Below are 8,933 nucleotides of genomic sequence, written 5' to 3' on the forward strand. Positions count from 1 at the left end.
CCCACATCGACCAGGTCTTCCACTTGGGGAAATCCAGCATGGGCTCAGGCGCTCTTGTCGTTCGCCGCCGCTGGAAGCCCACGCGGTTTCACATCGGCCAGCGTGGATTTCAGCACGGTGAAGCGCACGCCCGCGCCGGCTTCCACTTCAACTTCGGTATCGGTCACCCGCACTGCCTTGCCCAGGATGCCGCCGCCGGTGATCAGATCATCGCCCTTCTTCACGGCATCAACCATGGCGCGATGCTGCTTCACGCGCTGCTGCTGCGGGCGGATGATCAGGAAATAGAAAATGGCAAAGATGGCCAGATATGGCAGGAAGCCGATTACGGCCGCCATGCCACCTGCGGCGGCCGCGCCGCCTGTTGCCTGCGCGAAGGCCGGGGTTTCAAACATCGTGGTTTCCATCAAATTGGTCGGATTGGCGTAAGGCCCTAGCCGCTTGGGCCAGCCTGCGCAACCGATGCCAGTTCCTTACACCCGCGCTTTTGGCTAGTGCTGGCGGCATGGACACTCAGGACGCCCTGCTCGCCCGCATTGCCGCCGCGCTCGACCGGATGGCGCCGCCGCCGGCCATACCCGCCGATCCGGCCCACGGCCATTGGTTTGGCTGGGATGGCGCTGAAAATACGGGGGGCCTCACCTCCCTGCCGCCGGCCCGCACAACGCCGCTGGCACTGTACAAAGGTGTGGAGGCCCAGGCCGCGCAGTTGCACGAGAATAGCCGCCGTCATGCACTGGGTCTGCCTGCCCACGATATCCTGTTGTGGGGCGCGCGCGGCATGGGAAAATCCAGCCTGGCCCGAAGCGTGGTCGCCGATCTGGTGGCCAGCGGCCATGATATCGCGCTGGTGCAGGTGATGCTGCCGGCGCTGGCCAGCCTGCCCGCATTGTTCCGCACACTTGCCGGGGTAGAGCGGGCGTTTCTGATCTTCCTTGATGATGTGTCGCTGGGCGCCGATGCCGCCGAGGTGCATGCACTGCGCTCGCTGCTCGATGGCGGGGTGCAGGCGCGGCCCGATCATGTCCGCATGATCGTTACCAGCAACCGCCGCCATCTGGTGCCGCGCAGCCTTTCGGAAAACGAGGCGGATGCCATTAATCTGCGCGATGCCGCCGATGATCATCTGGCGCTGGCCGATCGCTTTGGGCTGCGGCTGGGCTTCCACCCCTGCGATCAGGAGACCTATCTGACGATCTGCGCCGGCTATGCCGTGGCGCACGGGTTGGCCTTTGATCCGAAGGCCGCGCTCACCTGGGCAGCCGGGCGTGGCGCACGATCGGGCCGGGTGGCGTGGCAGTTCACAGTTGAACAGGCCGGCGATCAGGGGAAAAAATTATAGAATTGGCGGCTTATGTCTAAATATCGGCCAGTTATGTCTCTTGACTCCGGCAAAATCACTGGCAGCATTCATTTTTTGGTAATTAGTCCGAGCGCAGGATGAACCCTGCCCTTATTGCTCAAACCGGGGGGAGAAGATGTAATGTGCCGTCTGTTACTGTCAGCCTTGTCGATCAACGCCCTGTCCTTCACAGCGCTGGGTGCCGGCCTCGCGCTCACCCTGCCCGCCGCACCTGCCGCCGCTCAGCAATGACGCGAAATCACCTGTGAAAGCTGGAATTACCGTGAAGCTGTTTGCCCGGCCCCCGGCGCCGTGCGCGTGCAACTGCTCCGCGTGCGCGGCGGCAGCTGCATTGAAGGCCAGACCTGGTATCATGATGATCGCGCCATCCGGGTGCGCAATGGCTGTCGCGCCACCTTCCGCATCGATGCCAACAATGGCTGGGGCGTGGGTGGCTGGGATCCCAATCAAGGCGTCGGGAATGGCATTGGTGGCGGCCGCTGGCAGGTAGTGCGCTGCGAAAGCTGGAATTACCGCAACCAGCGCTGCCCGGTGCAAGGCGTGATCAGCGCCGCCCGCATGCTGCGCGTGATTGCCGGCGATTGCCGGGACGGGAACACCTGGCGCTGGGATCGCCGTTCCATCACCGTGCGCAACGGTTGCCGAGCCGATTTCGAAGTGATGCAGGGCTCGTCTGGCTGGGGCGGTTCAGGTGGCTCTGGCGGCGGCTGGGGCAGCGGCGGCGGTGTTGGCGGTGGCGGTTTCAATCCCGGCCAGGGCGCCCGCACCATCAACTGCGAAAGCTGGAATTACCGCGCCGCCCGCTGCCCGATCAGTGGCGCCCGCAGTGTCAGCCTCACCCGCGTAATTGCCGGCAATTGTCAGGAAGGCCGCACCTGGGGTTAGGATCGCAACAGCATCTGGGTCAACGGTGGCTGCCGCGCCACCTTCACCTTGTACTGACCCACTTTTTCGGGGGGAAACCACATGCGCCGCACAGCCAGCTTTGTTGCCTTGCTTGGGATTTCCGCCTGCCGCTGGAAGGCACCTGGCCGAACGACACGCACGCCACCCCGGCCGAATGCAGCGCCACCGATACGGCGGTGCAGAAACTGGATTTCCTGCCCGAACCGGTCAATCCCTGATCAACCTTCACCGGGTGTGCGGCGTAGCGGCCGGTTGCCGCCGCCGTGGGCCTGCTGCTATGACTTCGACTTATCCCGGTTCCTGAAGGTGCAGCATCTTGAAATCCCTTGGCCTCATCTGGCGCATCCTTGTTGGTATCAAGGATTTCCTCGTCCTGTGTGTGTTGGCGCTGTTTTTCATCGGGCTGTCGGCCCTGCTCACCTCCGCCAAGCCCGCCACGGTTCCCAATGGCGCGGCGCTCGTGCTGGCGATGGATGGCGCCCTGGTGGATCAAGCTTCTGAAACCTCGCCGTTCGATGCCGCGGCTGGCAATGTTGCCGCTGAAATCCAGGTGCGCGATGTGGTGCACGCCATCGATCACGCCGCCAAGGATGATCGTATCAAGGCCATCGTGCTGGAACTGGATGGTTTCATGGGCGGCGGTCAGGCCAATATCGCCACCGTCGATGATGCGCTCACCCGCTTCCGCAAATCCGGCAAGCCGGTCCACGCCTGGGCCGCCGCCTACAGCGACGACAGCTGGCTGCTCGCCGCCGCCGCCAGCAAGATCTGGCTCAACCCGATGGGCGGCGTGATCATCACTGGCCCGGGTGGCAGCCGCCTCTATTTCGCCAAGGCGCTCGAAAAGCTGCAGGTTGATGTCAACGTGTTCCGCGTCGGCACCTACAAGTCGTTCGTGGAGCCTTTCACCCGCACCGCCGCCTCTCCCGAAGCCAAGGCCGCCGATCAGGCACTGGCCGGCAGCCTGTGGGGCAGTTGGCTCGCTGATGCGAAACGCCTGCGGCCCAAGGCCGATGTGCCGGCCTATATCGCGCAATTGCCACAGCGCCTCGGCAAGTTCGGTGGAGACAGCGCCAAGACGGCGCTCGATGCCGGCCTCGTCGATCAACTCGGCAGCCGCGATGAATTTGACGCCGCGATGATCGAACTGGCGGGCGAGGATGAGCTGAGCGATTGGGGTCATTACACCGGCGTGACGCTGGGTGATTATCTGTCTGCCACAGCCAAGCCGCTGGGTGAGCGCGGTGATGCCGTGGGTGTCGTCTATGTCACCGGCAACATCGTCGACGGCGAGGCCCCGCGCGGCACTGCTGGAAGCGCCACCATCCGCCAGGCGCTGGAAGAAGCGCTGGCCAAGAGCGACGACATCAAGGCGCTGGTGGTGCGCGTCGATTCCGGCGGCGGCTCCGTCACGGCATCGGAAGAAATTCGCGCGGCGCTGTTGGCCGCCAAGGCCGATGGCCTGCCCGTCATCGCCAGCTTCGGCCCAGTCGCAGCCAGCGGCGGTTACTGGGTGGGCACGGCGGCAGACGAGATTTATGCCCAGCCTTCCACCATCACCGGTTCGATCGGCGTCTTTGCCATCCTGCCCAGCTTTCCGCGCGCGCTGGCTGATCTGGGCATCACCAGCGATGGCGTAAAAACCACCCCCTACAGTGGCGAACCCGATGTGGTTGCCGGTCTGTCACCGCAGGTTTCCCAGGTGCTGCAGATGGGCGTTGAAAACACCTATCGCCGCTTCCTCACCCTGGTCGCCACCGCCCGCAAACTGCCGCTGGCCGAGGTGGACCGCATCGCGCAAGGCCGCGTGTGGGCCGGTACCCAGGCCAAGGAGCTGAAGCTGGTGGACAAGTTCGGTGGCCTCGATGCCGCCGTCGCCGCTGCTGCCGCCAAGGCCGGCCTGAAGGGCGAAATCCGCGTGGTCGATATCGAAAAGCCTGTGCCGGCATGGCAACGCGCGCTGGAAGGCCTGGGCGCCACCGAAAGCGAAGAGCAGGCCGCCCGCGATCCGTGGGCGCGTCTGGTCCAGGCCTCGCGCCTGCGTCTGCTGACCGCCGCGCATGATCTGGGCTGGCTGGCCGCCGGCAAGGGCGCCACCATGCAGGTGATGTGCGTCGAATGCAGCATGGCCGGCTCTCCGCGCCCAGCGGCGGCCCGGCAGACGGAAGGCCTCGCCGCCAAGCTGCTTCAGTCGTCTTCGGGCTGGGGCCGGTAACCCGGCAGCGCCAACCCGGTGGCGATGGCAATCCCGCGCAAGCCAAAGCCGGCGGCAGCGCCAATGATCGCCGCCGGCCATAGCGACAAGCCCAGCAGGGTGAGGCCTACATAAGTTCCCGCCCCGAGTGCCGCGGCCGAAACGTAGATTTCGCGCCGCAACAGTATGGATGGTTCCCCCGCCAGCAGATCCCGCACGATGCCGCCGAAACTGGCGGTGAGCACACCCATGCCAACCGCCGGCAGCGGCGGCACCCCCAGGCTCAACGCCTTGGCCGCGCCCAGCACGCTATAGGCGCCCAACCCCAACGCATCGAACCACAACAGCGCATTCAACCGCCAGCGATCCGCCTTTAACAGCCACACGGAAGCAGCCGCCACCAGGCAGATGCCCAGATAATCCGATCGCCCCACCCAGAACACCGGCGCCCCGATCAACAGATCGCGCAGCGTGCCGCCACCGATGCCGGTGATCGCGGCAAAGAAGGCGAAGGTCACGATGGTCTGCTTGATCCGCGCCGCCGCCAGCGCGCCCGAAACGGCAAACACCGCCACGCCCGCCATGTCGAGCACGGCCAGCAATGGCTCCAACGGAATGGGCGCTGCCATGGCCATCACCGCCGCCAGAAATGCCGCACGGTCAGCAGCGCGCCGGTGAGCACCACGCCCAGCGCCATCAGTGTGGCGATGATGATCACGGGGCCATGGGTGTTCTCGCGGTCCTGCCAGTCGAGGATATGCAGGCCCCAGAACAGATCGTAAAACCGCCACCACGGCGTGCGCACCGCACCAATCTCGCCTTGGCTGTTGATATACACGCGCACATCATCGGCGAATTCCACCCGATATCCCGCCGTCTCGCGCCAGTCGCTGGCCGGGTTGGCCGGCGTGATCGCCGTCACCGTCACCGGCCCCTCAAGCGTCGTGCCCGCCCGCGCAATGGCTTCGGCCTGCGTGGCACTGATGGCGATAGGCTGGCCGCCGGCATCCAGCAGCCGCTTGCCGATCTTGTCGGTCAGTTTCCACACCGGCTTACCGAGCAGACTGCCCAGTTCCAGTTTCTCGACGCCCTGCAACGACGGCAACCCGGCCGGCATGCTCAGCGCCGCCGGCTCCTTGCGAAGCGTCGTCCCCCGCACCTCATCCAGCGGCCGCGCCACCATCACCAGGCCAGACACCACCCACAGGATGATCTGGATGCCAACAAAAACCCCGGTCCACAGATGGAGCCAGCGAACGGTGCGAGTGGTGCGGGGCGACAGCATGGATTTGGCTGTAGCGGGGAGCGGGCGAGCCGTCACCTCTATGCGTGTCTGGCCTTGCTGCGTGAAAGCTGGCGCACTGGCGTGCAGCCGGCGGCGCATCACATGTGAATGGCTTTGCCCGTAACCGCCATTGCCGCCTCCTTCAGCGCTTCCGAATGCGTCGGATGCGCATGACAGGTCAGCGCGATATCCTCGCTCGACGCGCCAAACTCCATCGCCTGCGCGGCCTGCGCGATCATCGTGCCGGCCATAGCGCCGATGATGTGCACGCCCAGCACGCGATCGGTCTTGGCGTCGGCCAGGACTTTTACGAAGCCATCGGTGTCGCGGTTGGTCTTGGCGCGGCTGTTGGCGGCAAACAGGAACTTGCCAACCTTGTAGGCGATGCCCGCAGCCTTCAATTCCTCTTCCGTCTTGCCCACAGTGCCGACTTCCGGGTGAGTATAGACCACGGCCGGGATCACATCGTGGTTCACATAACCGGCCAGGCCGGCGATATTGTCCGTACAAGCCAGGCCTTCGTCTTCGGCCTTGTGGGCCAGCATCGGGCCTTCCACCACGTCGCCGATGGCCCAGATGCCGGGCACCTTGGTGGCGAAATCATGGCCGATGGGGATGCGGCCCTTGGCATCGAGCGTGAGGCCCGTTGCGGCCAGGTTCAGCCCATCAGTGTTGGGCCGGCGGCCGATGGAGAGCAGCACGACATCGGCGGTGATGGTTTCAGCAGGCCCGCCAGCGGCCGGCTCCACGGTCACCGTAGCGCCAGCGCCGGTCTGTTCCACGCTCACCACCTTGGTGGCGGTCTTCAGCACCAGGCCCTGCTTGGTGAGGATCTTGGCGAAGGCATTGGCCACTTCGATATCCATCGCCGGCACGATGCGCGGGGCATATTCCACCACGGTCACCTTGGCGCCCAGGCGGCGCCAGACGCTGCCCAATTCAAGGCCGATATATCCGCCCCCAATCACCACCAGATGCTCGGGCACGTTCTGCAGGTTCAGCGCTTCGGTGGAGGTAACGATCACCTCCCCATCCGGCGTCATGCCGGGCAACAGGGCCACTTCGGAACCGGTGGCAATGACGAAATTCTTCGCGGTGATGGTGCGGTCACCCACCTTCACGCTCTTGACGTCGATGAAGCTGGCTTCGCCCTTGATCCACTCCACCTTGTTCTTTTTGAACAGCATGGCGATGCCGCCGGTCAGCTCTGATACCGCCTTGTCCTTCTCGCCCAGCAGTGCGGAAAGATCGAAGGAGACATTGTCAGCCTTCACGCCGAACTTGGCCAGGTGGCCGCCGGCCAGTTCCTCATAGAGGTGGCTGCCGTTGAGCAGCGCCTTGGACGGGATGCAACCGACATTGAGGCAGGTGCCGCCGAGCGCCGCGCGCTTTTCCACGCAAGCGACCTTCAGGCCATGCTGGGCTGCACGGATGGCGCCGACATAGCCGCCGGGGCCGCCGCCAATGATGACGACATCAAATTCAGGGTTGGCCATGGGGTGGGCCTTTCTTGTTACAGGTCGATCAGCAAACGCGCAGGATCTTCAATGGCTTCCTTGACGCGCACCAGGAAGGTGACGGCTTCGCGGCCATCGATCAGGCGGTGGTCGTAGCTCAGCGCCAGATACATCATCGGGCGGATCACGATCTGGCCGTTCTTCACCACCGGGCGATCCTCCACTCGGTGCAGGCCGAGCACGCCCGATTGCGGCGGGTTGAGGATGGGGGTGGACAGCAAAGAGCCGAACACGCCGCCGTTGGAGATGGTGAAGTTGCCGCCCTGCAGCTCGTCGATCTTCAGCGTGCACTTGCGCGCACGATCACCGAAATCGGCGATGTCCTTCTCGATCTGGGCAAAGCCCTTGGCCTGAGCGTTGCGCAGGATCGGCACGACCAGCCCGCCCGGCGACGACACCGCAACGCCCAGATCGGCATAATCCTTGTAGATGATCTCGTCGCCTTCGATAGCCGCGCCAACCGACGGGACATCCTTTAGCGCCAGCACCACGGCCTTGGCAAAGAACGACATGAAGCCAAGCCGGATGCCGTGCTTCTTTTCAAACATGTCCTTGTACTTGGCGCGGGCCTCGATCACGGCGGTCATATCCACGTCGTTGAACGTGGTCAGCATGGCGGCGCTGTTCTGAGCTTCCTTCAGGCGGCGTGCGATGGTCTGGCGCAGGCGGGTCATCTTCACCCGCTCTTCCCGGCGCTCGGCCGGGGCGGCGGCAACGGCCGCGACAGCAGCAGGGGCCGGGGTGGCCGAGGATTTCAGGCGGGCAGTGCCCGCCTCAATCGCGGCAAGCACGTCGCCCTTGGTCAGCCGGCCATCCTTACCGGTGCCGCCGATGCTGGCGGGATCAAGATTGTAGGTGTCGAGCAGGCCGCGAACCGCCGGGCTGATGGCGTCATAGGCCGGCGATTCCGCAGCCGGAACCGGCGCGGCAGCGGCGGCCACAGGCGCGGCAGCCACCGGCACCGGAACGGCAGCGGCCGGCACACCGCCCTCCACGATCCGCGCAATCAGCGCGCCAACCGTGACCGTGTCTCCGGGCTTGAACATCTGCTCGCCCATCACGCCGGCGACCGGCGACGGCACTTCCACCGCCACCTTGTCGGTTTCCAGCGCCACAATGGCCTCGTCGGCCACGACCGCCTCGCCGGGCTGTTTCAGCCACTGGCCAACGCTGGCTTCGGTGATGGATTCGCCCAGGGCGGGCACGATAACATCGGTTGCCATGCTCTTGTCTTTCTTATTTTTTCTTGAGGCCGCCGCGGATTGCGGCCTTCACTTCAGTGGTCGTCGCGCCAAGGGCTTCAGCCACCAATTTGGCCTGTTCAGCATTGTGGCGCTTGAGGAGGCCCGTCGCCGTGGCCGCCGCAGGAGCACGCCCGGCATAGATCGGGCGCATGCCCGTCGCCGCCTCGATCAGCGGATTGGCGAAGGTCCAGGCGCCGCCGTTCTGCGGCTCTTCCTGAGCCCAAACCACGGCTTCCAGATTCGGAAATTTCGCTACATATTCAGCCACAACGTCGCCCGGGAACGGATAGAGCTGCTCGACACGAAGCAGATAGACGTCGTCCCGGCTCTCCTTCTCGCTGGCGTCGAGCAGATCATAATAGACCTTGCCGGTGCACAGCACGAGGCGCTTCACCGCTTTCGGATCACAGGGCTTCAGATCATC

The 8,933-nt window shown here is 64.8% G+C and carries 8 protein-coding genes and 1 pseudogene; 3 read left to right on the forward strand and 6 right to left on the reverse strand.

Features of this window, described 5'->3' with window-relative positions; all coding sequences use genetic code 11:
- Window positions 1-44 precede the first annotated feature (44 nt).
- Entirely contained in the window at window positions 45-395 is a 351-nt protein-coding gene (gene yajC, locus Q7O19_RS12220) for a preprotein translocase subunit YajC (protein WP_273462385.1), read from the reverse strand.
- Between the two features lie 110 nt (window positions 396-505).
- On the opposite strand from yajC, the gene Q7O19_RS12225 reads away from it, so the two are divergent.
- The 3 genes from Q7O19_RS12225 to sppA all read left to right on the forward strand — a co-directional run bounded on the left by Q7O19_RS12225 (window position 506) and on the right by sppA (window position 4,484).
- Complete coding sequence (locus Q7O19_RS12225) at window positions 506-1,342, forward strand: DUF815 domain-containing protein (protein WP_303810787.1); 837 nt, start codon at window positions 506-508, stop codon at window positions 1,340-1,342.
- A gap of 258 nt (window positions 1,343-1,600) precedes the next feature.
- The gene (locus tag Q7O19_RS12230) at window positions 1,601-2,248 is read left to right on the forward strand and encodes a DUF3011 domain-containing protein (RefSeq protein WP_303810793.1); all 648 of its coding nucleotides are present in this window, start codon (window positions 1,601-1,603) and stop codon (window positions 2,246-2,248) included.
- A gap of 337 nt (window positions 2,249-2,585) precedes the next feature.
- Complete coding sequence (sppA, locus tag Q7O19_RS12235; protein WP_303810788.1) at window positions 2,586-4,484, forward strand: signal peptide peptidase SppA; 1,899 nt, start codon at window positions 2,586-2,588, stop codon at window positions 4,482-4,484.
- On the opposite strand, the gene Q7O19_RS12240 is transcribed toward sppA, so the two are convergent.
- The 5 genes and pseudogenes from Q7O19_RS12240 to sucA all read right to left on the reverse strand — a co-directional run.
- On the reverse strand, window positions 4,457-5,092 hold the full coding sequence (locus Q7O19_RS12240; RefSeq protein WP_303810789.1) for a trimeric intracellular cation channel family protein: 636 nt from the start codon (window positions 5,090-5,092) through the stop codon (window positions 4,457-4,459). The genes sppA and Q7O19_RS12240 overlap by 28 nt on opposite strands.
- A 5-nt stretch (window positions 5,093-5,097) precedes the next feature.
- The gene (locus Q7O19_RS12245; protein ID WP_303810790.1) at window positions 5,098-5,748 is read right to left on the reverse strand and encodes a PepSY domain-containing protein; all 651 of its coding nucleotides are present in this window, start codon (window positions 5,746-5,748) and stop codon (window positions 5,098-5,100) included.
- A gap of 98 nt (window positions 5,749-5,846) precedes the next feature.
- Window positions 5,847-7,244, reverse strand: a complete 1,398-nt coding sequence (lpdA, locus tag Q7O19_RS12250; RefSeq protein ID WP_303810791.1) for a dihydrolipoyl dehydrogenase — start codon at window positions 7,242-7,244, stop codon at window positions 5,847-5,849.
- Between the two features lie 17 nt (window positions 7,245-7,261).
- The gene (odhB, locus tag Q7O19_RS12255) at window positions 7,262-8,488 is read right to left on the reverse strand and encodes a 2-oxoglutarate dehydrogenase complex dihydrolipoyllysine-residue succinyltransferase (RefSeq protein WP_303810792.1); all 1,227 of its coding nucleotides are present in this window, start codon (window positions 8,486-8,488) and stop codon (window positions 7,262-7,264) included.
- A 13-nt stretch (window positions 8,489-8,501) separates the two neighbouring features.
- Window positions 8,502-8,933 (reverse strand): annotated as a pseudogene (gene sucA, locus Q7O19_RS12260) (2-oxoglutarate dehydrogenase E1 component); the annotation flags it as partial.

The organism is Sandarakinorhabdus limnophila DSM 17366, assembly GCF_945882885.1.
GTDB classification, from domain to species: domain Bacteria; phylum Pseudomonadota; class Alphaproteobacteria; order Sphingomonadales; family Sphingomonadaceae; genus Sandarakinorhabdus; species Sandarakinorhabdus limnophila_A.